Consider the following 16,279-nt stretch of genomic DNA (forward strand, 5'->3'; position numbering starts at 1 on the left):
TGGAGAAATCTGTAGGCGCACAAGTAAGCGTGAAAATCTTCGGGAATGTTCATTTCGAAAAAGAAACGAATAAGTAGTGCATATGAACAATGACTACACCCAAAGACCATAGTAGCCTTCGCTGGCGCTTGAACTTGAGGAGTCTTGCATGTCCGTCCGTCGCACCAAAATCGTTGCTACCCTAGGCCCGGCCAGTCACTCGCCGGAAGTTCTCGAACAGCTGATTCTGGCTGGCCTGGACGTTGCCCGCCTGAACTTTTCCCATGGCACGCCCGAAGAACACAAGGCTCGCGCCAGGCTGGTACGCGACCTCGCGGCCAAGCACGGCCGTTTCGTGGCCCTGTTGGGCGATCTGCAAGGCCCGAAGATCCGTATCGCCAAATTCGCCAACAAGCGCATCGAACTGAAGATTGGTGACAAGTTCACCTTCTCCACCAGCCATCCGCTGACCGAAGGCAACCAGCAGGTGGTGGGGATCGACTACCCGGACCTGGTCAAGGACTGCGGCGTGGGCGACGAGCTGTTGCTGGACGATGGCCGCGTGGTGATGCGTGTCGAAACCGCCAGCGCCACTGAACTGAACTGTGTCGTGACCATTGGCGGCCCGCTGTCGGACCACAAGGGTATCAACCGTCGCGGTGGTGGCCTGACGGCACCGGCCCTGACCGACAAAGACAAGGCCGATATCAAGCTGGCTGCCGAGATGGAAGTCGACTACCTCGCGGTGTCCTTCCCCCGTGACGCCGCCGACATGGAATACGCCCGTCAATTGCGCGACGAAGCCGGCGGTACCGCCTGGCTGGTGGCCAAGATCGAACGCGCCGAAGCCGTGGCCGACGACGAAACCCTGGACGGCCTGATCAAGGCGTCCGATGCCGTGATGGTGGCCCGTGGCGACCTGGGCGTGGAAATCGGCGATGCCGAGCTGGTGGGTATCCAGAAGAAGATCATCCTGCACGCACGCCGCCATAACAAAGCGGTGATCGTCGCGACCCAGATGATGGAGTCGATGATCCAGAACCCCATGCCGACCCGCGCCGAAGTGTCCGACGTAGCCAACGCCGTACTCGACTACACCGACGCGGTGATGCTCTCGGCCGAAAGCGCCGCCGGCCTCTACCCGCTCGAAGCGGTGCAGGCCATGGCACGCATTTGCATCGGCGCTGAAAAGCACCCGACCAGCAAGACCTCCAGCCACCGCATTGGCAAAACCTTCGAGCGCTGCGACGAGAGCATCGCGCTGGCGACGATGTACACCGCCAACCACTTCCCCGGTGTGAAGGCGATCATCGCCCTGACCGAAAGTGGCTACACGCCGCTGATCATGTCGCGCATCCGTTCCTCGGTACCGATCTACGCGTTCTCCCCCCACCGTGAAACCCAAGCCCGTGCGGCGCTGTTCCGCGGCGTCTACACCGTGCCATTCGACCCGGCCGCCCTGCAACCGGGCGAAGTCAGCCAGGCGGCGGTGGATGAACTGGTCAAGCGCGGCGTGGTGCAGACCGGCGACTGGGTCATCCTGACCAAGGGCGACAGCTACCACACCATTGGCGGCACCAACGGGATGAAGATCCTGCACGTGGGCGACCCGATGGTCTGAGTGACCGGTTGTTGAAATACAAAAAGCCCTGCCATGTGGATGGTGGGGCTTTTTTGTTTCTGCTGCTTCACGGTGGGTGCCTGTTCGGGCCTCTTCGCGGGCAAGCCCGCTCCCACAGCGGGTTGAGGTGTTCGTTAAGCTTGGGTTCGACACAAAATTTTGTGGGAGCGGGCTTGCCCGCGAAGAGGCCCGAACGGCCACCACACAAACTCAACCCCGGCTAAGAAACACATCCGCCAACAGTTGGTTACGCGGCAACCCCGCCAGATACAAACGCTTGGCAAAAGCCTCGACCCGCTCGGGATGGCCGCAGGCCAGGGCCAGGGTCTGCCGGGACGCCAGTCGCAGTTTCGCCAGCGCCGACGGCGCTTGAGCCGAGGTCAGTAACTCGACGGTGAGGTTCCGGTGCTTGGCCGCCAGCGCCGCCAAGGGCTTGTCCAGGTAATGCCCGGCCGCGTCATGAGCCACATGAACGAGATGAATCACCCCTTGATGCTGCTGACGCAGCGCTTCGCGCAGGATGCCGAACAACGGTCCCAGCCCGGTACCAGCGGCCAGCAGCCAGAGCGGTCGGTCGCGCCAGTCGGGGTCGTAATGCAAGGCGCCGCCACGCAGCTCGCCCAGCCGAATGGGGTCGCCCGCTCCCAGGGACCGCGCGGCATCGACGAACTGACCGGCCTGGCGACAATCCAGGTGAAACTCCAGGAACCGGTCCTCCTCGGGCAAGCTCGCCAGGGAATACGGCCGAGCGATCTCGCCCAGCCACAGCACCATGTGCTGGCCGGCCCGGTAACGCAGTGCCCGTTCCGGGGTGATGCGCAAACGCAATATGTTGGGCCCCAGCCAGTCCGCCGCCGCCACTCGGGCCGCCTGGCCGTCGCGCTGCGGGTCGAACGTGTGGATCCGTACATCCTCGACCACCTGGCATTGGCAAGCCAGACGCCAGCCCTGGTCACGCTGCGTCGGGCTCAGGGCATCGGGCCGGCTGTCGCGCACATCGCCGGCCACGCATTGCACCAGGCACGCATGGCAACTGCCGGCACGGCAACTGTAGGGCACCGCTACGCCGGACTGATTCAACGCGTCCAGCAGGTTGCTGCCCACCGCCACCGTAAAATGCCGGTCGGCGACTGTCACTTCAGGCATCGACATTCTCCCAGGCCGCCGCGCATCGGTTACGCCCGTCGCGCTTGGCACGGTACAAGGCCTGATCGGCACGCTGCAAGGCGCCGTCCAGGTCGTCGTCGATTTCCAGCAGGGTCATGCCCACCGACAGGCTGAGCGATCCTAGTCGCAAGCCGGCCAGCTCGACCTCGCTGAACGCCCGTCGCAGTCGTTCGCAACAGGCAGTCAGGCGCGCGGGATCGCAGTCAGGCAGCAGCATCACGAACTCTTCGCCGCCATAACGGGCCAGCACATCCCCTTCACGCAGGCAGGCCGTGGCGACGCCGGCAAACGCCTGGAGCACCTGATCGCCGGCGGCATGGCCGTGCAGATCGTTGATGCGCTTGAAATGATCGAGGTCGATCAAGGCCAGGCCATGGGCGACGCCGGGCTTGAGGGCATTGAGTTCCCGGGTCGCGAGGCGAAGGAAGTGCCGGCGGTTGAACAGCCCGGTCAGCTCATCGGTGGCCACCAGGTCTTCGAGCTGGCGCATCATGCCGCGCAGGGTGTCCTGGTGCGCCTGGAGGGCGAACCGTCGCTGACGCATGCGTTGGCGTGAGGTCTGGACATAACGGGCATAGAACACCAGCCACACCAACACAATAAACAGCACGCACACCTGCAAGCCGGCCAGCGTCGGGTCGGACAGCCGAAAGAAGTAGGCATCCCAGAGGGTTATACCGGTGAAGCTGATGAACACCAGCGCCGCACACCGCACGAAAGCCCGCCGGGACAGGTGAAACAGCCCGAACAGCAGAATCAGCATATAGAACACCAGGAACACGCCTCGGGCCTGGTCCAGGTGCATCATCATCCAGGTCTGCCAGCCCAGGCCGATCAGGACTTGTATTTCGGTGAGGCTGGGATCGGCGAAACGCAGGTTGCGATCCGTGATGAACAGCACGAAGAGCGCCCCCTGGCACAGCACCACCAACGCGCTGCCGACGATGACGTTACGCAACGAATCGAGGTAATGACCACTTAGATATGCCAGCCACAACAACACCAGTGCCAGCGCGTAGGTCGCAGCCGCCAGGGCGAAGCGTTTGAGCAGGAGACGTTGAATGGCGTTATGGGTCAATCGTTGACTCACCGTTGGAAATGAAACTGAAAAATCAGTCCTACACTGCAGGCCAGACGCCACTTTAGTGGCGTGTTCGACAAATGACCATTCAATTCTGGAGCAGAAAAATGGCGTCAAAGCAATGGCCAACATTGCCGCAGAAGCAAAGCTCTGTGGGAGCAAGGCTTGCCCGCGATTCAGGCGCCTCGGTCCCAAGGATCGCATCCGCTTCATCGCGGGCAAGCCTTGCTCCGACAGTGGTTTGCTCCTGCCCAGCCTTGCTTCCACCCGGCTTTGCTCCGACAAAAGCTGATCCTTTCCAGCCCGCCTGCGATATACTGCCGCGCCTTTTCAGCGTCGCGCCAGCATGCCCGGCGTGTCTTAAAAGGTGTCGCTCGTCGACCGATGCACCCAAGCGAGCTGCACCTTATTGAAGGTTCCCGTTTTAGAGAGGAGCGCGACTCATGACCGTGATCAAGCAAGACGACCTGATTCAGAGCGTTGCCGACGCCCTGCAGTTCATTTCCTATTACCACCCCGTGGATTTCATCCAGGCGATGCATGAGGCCTACCTGCGCGAAGAATCGCCAGCGGCCCGTGACTCCATGGCCCAGATCCTGATCAACTCGCGCATGTGCGCCACCGGCCACCGGCCGATCTGCCAGGACACCGGCATCGTGACCGTGTTCGTGCGCGTGGGCATGGACGTGCGCTGGGATGGCGCGACCATGAGCCTGGACGACATGATCAACGAGGGCGTGCGTCGCGCCTACAACCTGCCGGAGAACGTCCTGCGGGCGTCGATCCTCGCCGACCCGGCAGGTGCGCGTAAAAACACCAAGGACAACACCCCGGCAGTCATCCACTACTCCATCGTCCCGGGCAACACCGTGGAAGTGGACGTGGCGGCCAAGGGCGGCGGTTCCGAGAACAAGTCGAAGATGGCGATGCTCAACCCGTCCGACTCCATCGTCGACTGGGTACTCAAGACCGTTCCGACCATGGGCGCTGGCTGGTGCCCACCGGGCATGCTCGGCATCGGCATTGGCGGTACCGCCGAGAAAGCGGCCGTCATGGCGAAAGAAGTGTTGATGGAGTCCATCGACATTCATGAGCTCAAGGCCCGCGGCCCACAGAACCGTATCGAAGAGATGCGCCTGGAGCTGTTCGAGAAGGTCAACCAACTGGGCATCGGCGCCCAGGGCCTGGGCGGTCTGACTACCGTGCTCGACGTGAAGATCATGGATTACCCGACCCACGCCGCTTCGTTGCCGGTGTGCATGATCCCCAACTGCGCCGCCACCCGCCACGCCCACTTCGTGCTGGATGGCAGCGGCCCGGCATCGCTGGAAGCGCCGCCCCTGGACGCCTACCCGGAAATCGTCTGGGAAGCCGGCCCATCGGCCCGCCGCGTGAACCTCGACACCCTGACCCCGGAAGAAGTCCAGAGCTGGAAACCGGGTGAAACCGTACTGCTCAACGGCAAGATGCTCACCGGCCGCGACGCGGCGCACAAGCGCATGGTCGAGATGCTGAACAAGGGCGAAACCCTGCCGGTGGACCTCAAGGGCCGCTTTATCTACTACGTCGGCCCGGTCGATCCGGTCGGTGACGAAGTGGTCGGCCCGGCCGGCCCGACCACCGCAACGCGGATGGACAAGTTCACCCGCCAGATCCTGGAGCAGACCGGTCTGTTGGGCATGATCGGCAAGTCCGAGCGCGGCCCGACCGCCATCGAAGCGATCAAGGACAACAAGGCGGTGTACCTGATGGCCGTGGGTGGTGCTGCCTACCTGGTGGCCCAGGCGATCCGTAAATCCAAGGTCCTGGCGTTCGCCGAACTGGGCATGGAAGCGATCTACGAGTTCGAGGTCAAGGACATGCCGGTGACCGTTGCGGTCGACAGCAAAGGCGAGTCGGTGCACATCACCGGCCCGGCGATCTGGCAGAAGAAGATCAGCGAAAACCTGGCGGTAGAAGTGCAGTAACAGCATTTTGAATCGCAAGAAAGGCCGGTGGGCGACAAACCCACCGGCCTTTTTCATGTCCGCTGCCGGCACCTACCACTTATCGGCCTCTCTGCGCACCTGTCGGATCTGACAGGTTACCCATCGGCTATCTCTTGGCATCCTCATGTTTTTGCCGGGCATTGCCCTGGCGTTGCCTAACGAGATGATCCCCGATGGCAGAGCACACACCCCTCCAGATTGTGACCCCCACCATCGCCAATAGCGCGTCCATTGCCACGATTGGCCACCGGATCGGCCCGGTCGGCACCCGAGGGGCCGCCTCCTTCGAATTGCCCCTGCCTCTGTCCAGCGCTCGCCACCTGACACCGGCGCTGGCGCTGCACTACGACAGCCAGAGTGGCAATGGCGCCTTCGGCATCGGCATGCGGTTGTCCGTCGCCAGCATCACCCGCCGCACCAGCGATGGCGTGCCCCGCTACGACAATGAGGATGTGATGATCGATGCCGACGGGGTGGAGCGTTGGCCGGAGCTGAACGAGGACGTGCCGGTCATTCACGCCTTGCCAGGATCCGGCAACGTTACCTGCTCGGTGGTGCGCTATTACCCCAGGGTCGAAAGCGCGTTCGATGTGTATGAACTCTGGACGCCCAGCGACGGGCGAGCGCCGTTCTGGCGCGTCCAGGGCAGCAACGGTCATGTGTATTGCTACGGCTACAGCGAAGCGTCGCGTATCGCCGAACCCAAGTCCGATGCCGACCCCGAACGCTCCATACGCATCGCTGAATGGCTGTTGCTGGAAGAAGTCAGCCCCTTGGGCGAACACATCTATTACGAATACGCGGCCGATCCCGGCCCGTTCGACGGTCCTCACGAGTATCGTTCCCAGCGCTACCTGCGCCGGGTGTGTTATGGCAACGCCACGGCCAGCGAGACCCTGTACTGTTTCGAAGACGAAGACCCGGCCAACCGGAACTGGCATTTCCATCTGCTGTTCGACTACGGTCAACGCACCCTCGATCTCGCGCAAAAACCTTCCTGGCAAGCGTCCGCAGACGCGCCCTGGCCGATGCGCAGCGACCCCCTCCATACGTACCGGTATGGCTTCGAAGTCGGTACGCGGCGCTTGTGTCATCAGGTGCTGATGTTCCATCAGTTCCCCGCCGAAGCCGGCAACGAACCCGCCCTGGTACAGCGGCTCTTGCTGGAATACACCGCCACCGCGCTGGGCTACAGCCTGCTGACCGCAGCCCACTACCAGGCCTGGGATGCCGAGGACCGAGTCCAATACCGCCCTCCCGTCGAGCTGCAATACAGCGGTTTTGAACCCAATCTCAGCGCCGCTCCCTTCTTCGAACTCGAAACCATGCCCGCCCTCGAAGACGGCCGGCGCTATCAATGTGTCGACCTCTACGGTGAAGGGGTGCCGGGCTTTCTGTGTCGCTACACCGACGGCTGGTATTACCGCGAACCCGAGCGCGGCGCCGACAGTGACGAGATCGCTTACGGCCCGTGGTCGCTGCTGGAGAGCCTGCCGGTCGCCACCGACAATCCGGCGGTGATGCAAGTGCTGACCGACCTGACCGGCAGCGGTCGCCTCAACTGGATCATCAGCCAGCCCGGCATGAGTGGCTTCTACACCCTCAACCCGGATCGCAGTTGGTCAGGCTTCACGAGCTTCGAACAGTACCCGACGGAGTTCCTGCACCCGGCCGCGCAACTGGGCGACCTGACTGGCGACGGCTCGCGCTCCCTGGCCATGATCGGCCCCAGAAGCGTCCGGTTGTACGCCAATCTCCGCGAGCAGGGTTTCGCCCCCGGCGTCGATGTGCCCCATGAACCGGACAGCGACTTGCCCTTGTTCAACGGCTTGCGCAGTGAGCTGGTGTTGTTCGGCAACCTGCTGGGCAGCGACAGTACCGAGCTGTACCGCATTCGCTTCGATGAAATCAGATGCTGGCCGAACCTCGGCCATGGCCGTTTTGGCGAAGGTTTCGTCATGAGCGCCCTGCCCTTCAGCTATGGCCAGTTCGATGCCGACCGGGTGCGGATTGCCGACCTGGATGGGTCCGGGGCGCCCGCGCTGATCTACCTCAACAGCGACTGTTTTGACATCTACCTCAACCGCGGCGGCAATGGCCTTGAGCAAACCCCTGTCCGGGTGCCCTGGCCCACGGGCGTGCGCTACGACAATGTGTGCCAGGTCACCCTGGCCGACCTGCAAGGCCTGGGCTGTGCCAGCCTGATCCTGAGCACGCCGCACATGACGCCCGAGATGGAAAAACCCAGGCACTGGCGCTATGACTTCGTCGCGGCGCGGCCCTATCTGCTCAACGGCACGAACAACAACATGGGCTGTAGCACCGCCCTGGCGTACCGCAGCAGTGCGCAATTCTGGCTGGATGAAAAGCAGCAGCGGGTGGCGAAAGAGGAAAAGCCGCCCTGCTACCTGCCTCTGGCCTTGCCACTGTTGGCACGGCAACAGCAACTGGATGAAATCACCGGCAATTGTCTGACCCAATGCTTCACCTACTTCGAAGGCAACTATGACGGCTATCACCGCGAATTCCGGGGGTTCGGCCGCTTGTACCAGGTGGACAGCGAGGTGCCCGACGGCGAGACACCTGGCGGTTTCACCGCGCCGTTGCTGGTCAAGACCTGGTTCCACACCGGCCGCGCCGTCGATCAACCGCTAAAGGACTGTTTCGAAGGCGACACCGACGCGGTGCCGTTGGGCCCGACGCTGCTGACCCGCTTCCACGAAAGCGACGAAGCCAACGAAATCATTACCCCCGACCCGGACACCGCACGGGACATGGCCTACGCCCTGGGCGGCCGCGTATTACGCAGTGAAACCCACCCCGCCGAACCGGCCGATACGCCCAAGCCCTACACGGTGACGCAACAACGCTATCTGCTGCGCCATCCCCATGCCCATCACAAAAGTCTGTTGGTGCTGGCGCTGGAAACCCTCAGCCACCAATACGACGGTTTTACCGACGACCCGCAAACCGAACACGGCATCAACCTGAAATGGAACCGCTTCGGCCAGCTTACCCACAGTTTTGCCGTTCACTATGCCCGGCGTCTTACCGCGCTCGATACGCCGCCCTTCGACGATGAAGTCGAAAACGGCTGGTGGCGCGATGCCCATGACGATCAGCAACAGGTGTTCCACATCATCGAGAAACGGGACGAGTACCTGCATCTGATCGACAATACGGGGCTGCGCCAGCGCCTGGGCCTGCCATGGCGTTCCAGGGCCAACGGACTGCAACGCCCCAAAGGCGAATTGCCACAAGGGCTCACCCCCCGACAGGTCAACTATGAGACTTTCCTCGAACATCAGGACTCCCAGCAATGGTTGGCGGCCCGACAGTTGATCGCGCTTCAGGAGCAGAACTATCTGCTGGACGAACACGACGACATCGCCTTCCAGGCCCTGCGCGGCCCGCTGGAAGTGGCTGAATTCGATGAACAGGCGCTTGACGCCTACGAGGCCGTGCCGCCCCCCTTCGACATTCGCGAACAGCTGGAGACCATTGGCTTCGAGCCCATGAAGCTGTTCCTGCCGGATGACCCGGACGAAGACGAAGCCGAAAATCTCTGGTCGAAAAAAGTCGGATTTGCCACCTATCTGCCCCTTTCGGGGTTCTTCCAGCTAAGCGCACTGCAAGAAACCCAGAGCCATGGTGAAACAACCGTCGGGTACGACCCCTATTACTTCATGACCACCACCGTAACCCTGCCGGATGGCTGCACCACTCGGCTCGACTACGACTATCACTGGCTGCTGCCACGGCAGATCATCGACGCCAACGACAATCCCCAACAGGCGGCGTACGGTCCGGGCGGCGTTCCGTTGGGCGTCACCTTTCATGGTACTGAAAACGGCGTCCCCGCCGGCTTCGATGACATCGCCACGTATCGGCCGCCCGAAGACCTGACACCCGGCCACGCCATCGAGCATCCGCAGGAAACCCTGGGCAGAATCGCCAGCGCGGTACGCACCGACACGCTCAGTTGGATGGGCGCCATCGATGTCACGCTGGTGCTCTCCACCCAGCGCGCCGAGTGGATCGGCGCACGCTACGTGCTGCCCGACGGCCACGTCCGCGCTTCGGCCCGCGCTCGCCTGGCAAGCCTGGGCCAGCGTTCTGTCGCCGAGGAATTGCTGTGGATGCTGATACAGGCCACGGCCCGGGAGCCTGTCCACAGTGTCGTACTGAGCGCCGATCGTTACCCGGACGATCCGCTGCAACAGATCCGCATCGCCCTCAGCGCCGTCGATGGATTCGGTCGTCCTCTGCAAACCAAGCAGCGGGTCGAAGCCGGGCAAGCCTATGCCGTGGCCGAGGACGGCTCGCTGGTGCTGGAGGACGGCAAGCCGCTCCAGCATCACGCTGAACAGCGCTGGCGGGTGAGCGAACGGGTCGAGTACGACAACAAGGGGTTGGTCACGCGGGTCTATCGGCCTTATTTCGCCGATGCCTGGCGCTACATCAACGACACCTCGCTGCGGGTGCACGGCTATCACGACCAGCAGTTCTACGACCCGCCGGGACGCTTGATCAAGGTCATCAATGCCAAGGGGCACGAGGCCTGGCATGTCCACCATCCCTGGTACCAATGCGACTTCGATTACAACGATACGGATCCAGGGGCCTGACAGGTGAGCAGGCAGGCCCATGCAAACACACCGCGCCTGGCGGTGTTCGACGGGCGTGGCGGACCGGTCCGGCGCGTGGATTACCTGCGCGGCTCCACCGGTGGCGAGATAGAACGGCTGGTCACGGCCCAGGCGTTCGACGTGGCCGGCCGCATCATCTTCCAGTGGGACCCTCGGCTGCACGGCACGGAAACGGCCAATCTGTACAGTGTCTACAGCTTGTCGGGAACACCGCTGCTCACCGAGAACGTCGACGGCGGAATGCGCCGGGAGCTCTTCGGCGTAGCCGGGCAGCGCCTACAGGGTTGGGATGGCCGCGGCAGCGAGCAGCGAATCGACTACGACAACCGGTTACGTCCCCTGGTCATCCGTGAACGAAGCCAGGACCAGGCATGGGCCACCGTCGAATACCTGCACTACGGCGAAAACACCCGCGACCGCGCCCGGCACAATCAACGCGGCCGGTTGGTGGCGCACTACGACACGGCCGGACGGTTGACGACAGATGACTATTCAATGGCCGGGGCGCCGTTGCAGCAGTCCAGGCACTTTCCCGATACGCTGGCACCGCCGGATTGGCCCGCCGATGAGGCCGAACGCGACACCCTGCTCGAGCGCACTGGCTACGACACGCGCTGGCATTACAGCGCAATGGCGCAGATGCTCGGTCAGACGGATGCCGGAGGTCACTTGCAACACGTGGACCTGGACATTGCCGGCCAACTCAAGGCCTGCCGCCTGCAATGGACAGGCAGCCCGACCTCGCAGGTCATCGTCGAGCAGGTGCAGTACAACGCCGACGGCAGCCTCCAGGGGTACACCGCCGGTAACGGCGTCATGATCTCCTACAGCCGCGACCCGGCCGATGGCCGACTGTGCGAATGCAAAGCCGTGAAAGGCGACGACATTCACCAGCATTTCAGCTATCGATACGATCGAGTGGGCAACCTGACGTCCCTGACCGATCACACCCATGTCACCCGCTACCATGCCAACCTGCGTATCGACGGCGAGCGTCGGTTTACCCATGACAGCCTGTATCGCCTGGAAAGCGCCACGGGCCTGGAAGTTCGCGACGCCGGTACCCAACCCCAACTGCCGGGGCTGATCCCACCGGCGGACCTTTCGCTGCGCACGCCTTATACCCAGCATTATCACTATGACCGGGGCGGTAATCTGCACACCCTGGTCCACAGCAGCGCGACACCGGGCCAGGGCCATACGCTGCACCTGACGATGGACCCGACGAGCAATCGCTGCATCCAGTGGCGCAAGGGAGATGCCGCGCCTGGCGACGATCTGGGTTTCGATGCCGCCGGCAATCTGCTGACACTGCCGGGGTCGGGAAAGCAACTGAATTGGAACCTGCGTAACCAGTTGCACAGCGTAACGCAGGTGCATCGCCAGGACACCGATGACGATGTGGAACAATACGTCTACGACGCCCAGGGCATCCGCACGCGCAAATGCCAGCGTACCCGGGCGGCTTCCGTCAGCCATGTACGTGACGTGCGCTATTTGCCCGGCCTGGAAATCCGCACCCTGGACGACAGCGAAACGCTGCACGTCTGCACACTGCAAGGTCTGGGTTTCAATGTACGCGGCCTTTACTGGAAAAAAGGCCGGCCGGATGAAATCGAACAGGGTCAGTTGCGCTACAGCCTGGATGATCACTTGGGTTCCCTGGTGAAGGAACTGGACCAGGACGCAAGGCTCATCAGCCATGAAGGTTATTACCCTTTCGGCGGCACCGCGTGGTGGGCCGCCGACTCCGAGCGACAGGCCAGCTACAAGACCGTCCGTTATTCCGGGAAGGAGCGCGACACGCATGGCCTTTACTACTATGGACTGCGCTATTACGCACCATGGACGATGCGCTGGATCAACCCGGACCCGGCGGGGCCGGAGGACGGTTTGAACCTCTATGCGATGGTGGCAAACAACCCGATGCGCTTCTCCGACCTCCTGGGCCTGAACAAAAGCAACAAGACGCTGGCCGAAGGCAATGGGCTCACGGCCCTGATGAGCGACCGCACGCGTCTCATCCTGCAGGGCGGCGCGAACCCGCTGCCGGCCATTTCCGGTTCGCCCGCAAAAGTGAAGAAAATGCGGGAAATGCACTTCAGCGGCAATCCGGAAGCCGAGCTGTTTCTCAAGAAGAACCGGGACGAAAACCTGGTCGCTCACGCAGGCTTCGAAATACCGGGCGCAACACCTGAAGAAACCATCCGTCTCACCGACTTCTTCAACATTCCGCTACCCGCCCAGTTGACGGTCGAGCGCCATGGCGTCGTGGAGTACCGACCCGCCGATCAAGGCCTGGAAAAAGACAATCCCGTCTCGGGCGGTATCTTCAAGTTCGGCGACATCGACCGTTACGAAGGTTTCCTGAAAGAGAAACTCATCGCCATGTACCAGGACACGCAACGCCCCATCAAGGTCTACAAAGGCACGAACGCCGAACCGATCAATCTGGCCGGCCTGGAATACGAAGTGCCCACGCTGCAGCCCCTTCTCCAGAAACGGCTCAAGGCGCACATCGTCGCCGGTGATCACTATTTGCCCAAGTCCGCCGGCCTTCCGGGGATGCATGCCGAGAGTGCCGGCGGGCACGTTGCGCTGGCGTTTCAGAAAGCCATGACGGGTGAAACCGATCCGTCGCAGATTCTCGTGGTGACGCAAAAGCTCAAGGGTGCCAGGGACGCGTCGGCCTTTCCCGCCTGCTTCAACTGCGCCAACATCCTGATGGAATCCCAGGATGGCTCCGCGCCCTTCAATGTGTTGACCGCCAGGGTGAACATGACTCATCGGCAGTGGAACAACGCGGTCCAGTCCTACCTTTGACTGCACTGCACGTCTTCGAGCCTGTCAGACCTGACAGGTTCGGCGCTGTCTTTTCACCGGTATATTGCCTTCTCAGTATCCGACCTCGATTAAGGATCGAAGCGACACCCCTGGAGGTCTTCGACCCATGAGTACCGTCCATTACCGTACTCCAAACGTCGTCGCCATCGATGGCCGAGGCCTGCCGGTACGCCAAAATGTTTATCTACGCAGCCAGGTCGCAACCCCCGCCACGGCACTGATATCCCGCCAGCGCTATGACACCGCCGGCCATCTGATCGAGCAATGGGACCCGCGTCTTTTCAGCCAGGCGCCCAAACCCAACCAGGCCGCCCTCTTTACACTCAGTAGCAGTTCGTTGCGCTACGACAGCGTCGATGCCGGTTGGCGCCTGGTATTGCCGGGCCTGGCGGGTGAGATCCGGCAGCGCTGGGATGAGCGTGGCAGTCACTGGCGAATGACCTACGATGAGCAACTGCGTCCGGTGGCTGTGGAGGAAAACGGGCAGGCCGGGATCGATACGTTCCTCTACGCCGACGCCACGGCGGACGTCGGTCATAACCTGCGCGGACAGTTGCTCCAGCAGACCGACCCTTCGGGCAGCTTGCGCCCGGACAGCTACGGCCTGCTGCGCCTGCCGTTGTGCGAAACGCGCACCTTCGAGGATGGCCAGGCCTTCACCAGCCGATACCTCTACGGTCCGCTGGGAACCATTCTGGAGCGGACAGACGCTGGTCTGCATTGGCAACAGTTGCGCTACGACCAGACCGGGCAACTGACGCAGGCCCGGTTGCAGATCAATGGGCAGACCCAATGGCTATCGGTTCTGGAAAGCGCCCGGTATAACGCCGCCGGGCAGATTATCGAACAACGGCTCGGTAATGGCCTGGTCAGCCACTGGGTCTATGACCCGGCCAATGCCGGCTTGCAGCGTCAATGGACGCAGAGCGACCAGACTGTCGTACAGGATTACGAATACGAATATGACCTTGTGGGTAACATGACCCGCATTCTCGATCATGCCTTCACGCCCCGTTATTTCGCCAACCAGCGGGTCGATGGGCATCGCGGTTTCAGCTACGACTCGTTGTATCGTCTGCTCAGCGCCAGCGGTTATGACGATAGCCCGCCCTCGGACACTCCCGCTCTCCCACAGCCGAGCGATCCCAACGACCGGCGCAACTACCTTCAAACCTATGAATATGATCACGGCGGCAATCTGATCAAGCTCATCCACACACGCGACGGAGCCTGCCACACCCGCCAGATGTACATCGACCCGCACAGCAACCGAGGTACGCGCTGGACACCGGGTGATCCGACCCCGTCATTCGACGAGTTGTACGACCGTCACGGTAACCTGCAGACACTGCAACCTGGCCGTGACCTCAAGTGGAACGCCCGTGACCAACTGGCATCGGTGACATTGGTCAAGCGTGACGTCGCCCCCGATGACGAAGAGCATTACCACTACAGCCAGGGCCAGCGGGTTTATAAACGCCACGACGCCTACACCGCGACTACCCGCCATTTCCACGCGGTACATTACCTGCCTGGCCTGGAAATCCGCACCCGCGACTGCGGCGAGCAATTACACGTCATTCTTCTCGCCGCCGGCCCCGTCAGCATACGTTGCCTGCACTGGGTTACCGGCAAGCCGGAGGGGATTGCCGCCAACCAGCTGCGCTACAGCCTGCCGGATCATCTGGGCTCGAGCGTAATGGAGCTCGACCAACAAGCCCGGTTGATCAGTCACGAAGGTTATTACCCGTACGGGGCCACGGCATGGATGACCGCGCGATCGGTCCTGGAGGTCGGGTACAAGACTGTGCGTTACTCGGGCCGTGAGATGGATGTCAGTGGCTTGTATACCTACAGCGAGCGTTACTACGCACCGTGGCTGCAGCGTTGGATCGGAGCCGATCCAGCAGGGGACGTGGATGGGTTGAACCTGTACGGGTTCGTGGGGAATAACCCGTTGCGCTATGTCGACAGCGGGACGAACAGGACCGAGTGGCGGATCATGAACTATTCGGACTTCATTTCCGAACTCGGGACGGAGTCTGCGACGGCGCTGGCGCAGATCGATAACATCATTCACAAGACGAACATCGCAAACGAGCTGCTGAAAAACCTGGTGGGTGAAACCATTGGCGCCATGGTCGGTTTTGCGGGTGGCTACATGGGCGCGGAGGCGTTCGGCTCGGTGGCGCCACGACTCAATGAAATTCCTTATCTGGGAGGACTCGCCGGTGGAAACATAGGCGCCGACATGGCCAGCGCAACGGCCGATGCCAGCCTGCCGACCGCTCGCCTGCTTCGGCCGCTCATTCCACAGACATCGGCCATGTCGATCAAGGCGATCGACAGCAGGCTGGGGCTCGCCTGGGACACCTCCATGAGCACCTCGGTCCAGGCGTTTTCGAGTTCTTTCCTGAATCGAGTCGTAGGCTCGGTGGTCCCAGGCATCAACCTGTTGAACCTGGGCTCCCGGGCGCAGGAAGCCGAAGACATCAAGACGGGGCTGACGCCCGTAAAGATCCAGAAGATCGATGCAATGCTCGCCGAATGGAAAAGCACCGTGCAGCAGCGTTGGGCCGAGACTGATGCCACCTTCAAAGCCCTGGGCAAATCCACTATTTATCCAGGTGACGTGCTGCCCAACGTCAACTACATGACGACACCGCAAACCTTGGCACCGATCCACCGATCGGTTTTGCACAGAAAAACCGTGGTCACGCTGGACTACATCGATCGAGCGCAGAAAGGCATGACCTGGTACAAAAAGGTGAGCACCACGGACCATCGGTTCCTGATGAAGCAATCCCAACTCATGTCGAACGCCGCGCGAAGATGACCCAATGACCGGCTCGCGCCTTTACGAACCGGTCGCCCTGTCAGACATGACAGGTTCGGTGCCGTTTTCCGGCTGCTATATTGCCCCCTCGGTACCCGATCTCGATCAAGGATC

At 62.0% G+C, this 16,279-nt stretch carries 7 protein-coding genes; 5 read left to right on the top strand and 2 right to left on the bottom strand.

The window, feature by feature from the left end:
- Positions 1–148: 148 nt before the first annotated feature.
- Positions 149–1,600, top strand: coding sequence for a pyruvate kinase (pyk, locus tag LCU97_RS11165; RefSeq protein WP_053146892.1), 1,452 nt, complete (start codon positions 149–151; stop codon positions 1,598–1,600).
- Positions 1,601–1,810: 210 nt separating this feature from the next.
- Here the strand turns inward: pyk and LCU97_RS11170 are convergent, their stop codons facing one another.
- Complete coding sequence (locus LCU97_RS11170) at positions 1,811–2,746, bottom strand: iron-sulfur-binding ferredoxin reductase (RefSeq protein WP_232776402.1); 936 nt, start codon at positions 2,744–2,746, stop codon at positions 1,811–1,813.
- Positions 2,739–3,845: a GGDEF domain-containing protein gene (locus tag LCU97_RS11175; protein WP_232776403.1), complete on the bottom strand. Its 1,107-nt coding sequence runs from the start codon at positions 3,843–3,845 to the stop codon at positions 2,739–2,741. Before LCU97_RS11175 ends, LCU97_RS11170 begins: the two co-directional genes overlap by 8 nt.
- A gap of 446 nt (positions 3,846–4,291) precedes the next feature.
- Here LCU97_RS11175 and LCU97_RS11180 point away from each other — a divergent pair, with 446 nt between their 5' ends.
- The 4 genes from LCU97_RS11180 (at position 4,292) to LCU97_RS11195 (ending at position 16,165) form a co-directional block, all read left to right on the top strand.
- The gene (locus LCU97_RS11180; protein WP_053146885.1) at positions 4,292–5,815 is read left to right on the top strand and encodes a fumarate hydratase; all 1,524 of its coding nucleotides are present in this window, start codon (positions 4,292–4,294) and stop codon (positions 5,813–5,815) included.
- A 194-nt stretch (positions 5,816–6,009) separates the two neighbouring features.
- Positions 6,010–10,464, top strand: a complete 4,455-nt coding sequence (locus LCU97_RS11185) for a SpvB/TcaC N-terminal domain-containing protein (protein WP_232776405.1) — start codon at positions 6,010–6,012, stop codon at positions 10,462–10,464.
- 3 nt (positions 10,465–10,467) lie between these two features.
- On the top strand, positions 10,468–13,308 hold the full coding sequence (locus tag LCU97_RS26680; RefSeq protein ID WP_232776406.1) for an RHS repeat-associated core domain-containing protein: 2,841 nt from the start codon (positions 10,468–10,470) through the stop codon (positions 13,306–13,308).
- A 127-nt stretch (positions 13,309–13,435) separates the two neighbouring features.
- Positions 13,436–16,165: an RHS repeat-associated core domain-containing protein gene (locus LCU97_RS11195; protein WP_232776407.1), complete on the top strand. Its 2,730-nt coding sequence runs from the start codon at positions 13,436–13,438 to the stop codon at positions 16,163–16,165.
- Positions 16,166–16,279: the final 114 nt, after the last annotated feature.

This window comes from Pseudomonas uvaldensis (assembly GCF_021271205.1).
Classification (GTDB): domain Bacteria; phylum Pseudomonadota; class Gammaproteobacteria; order Pseudomonadales; family Pseudomonadaceae; genus Aquipseudomonas; species Aquipseudomonas uvaldensis.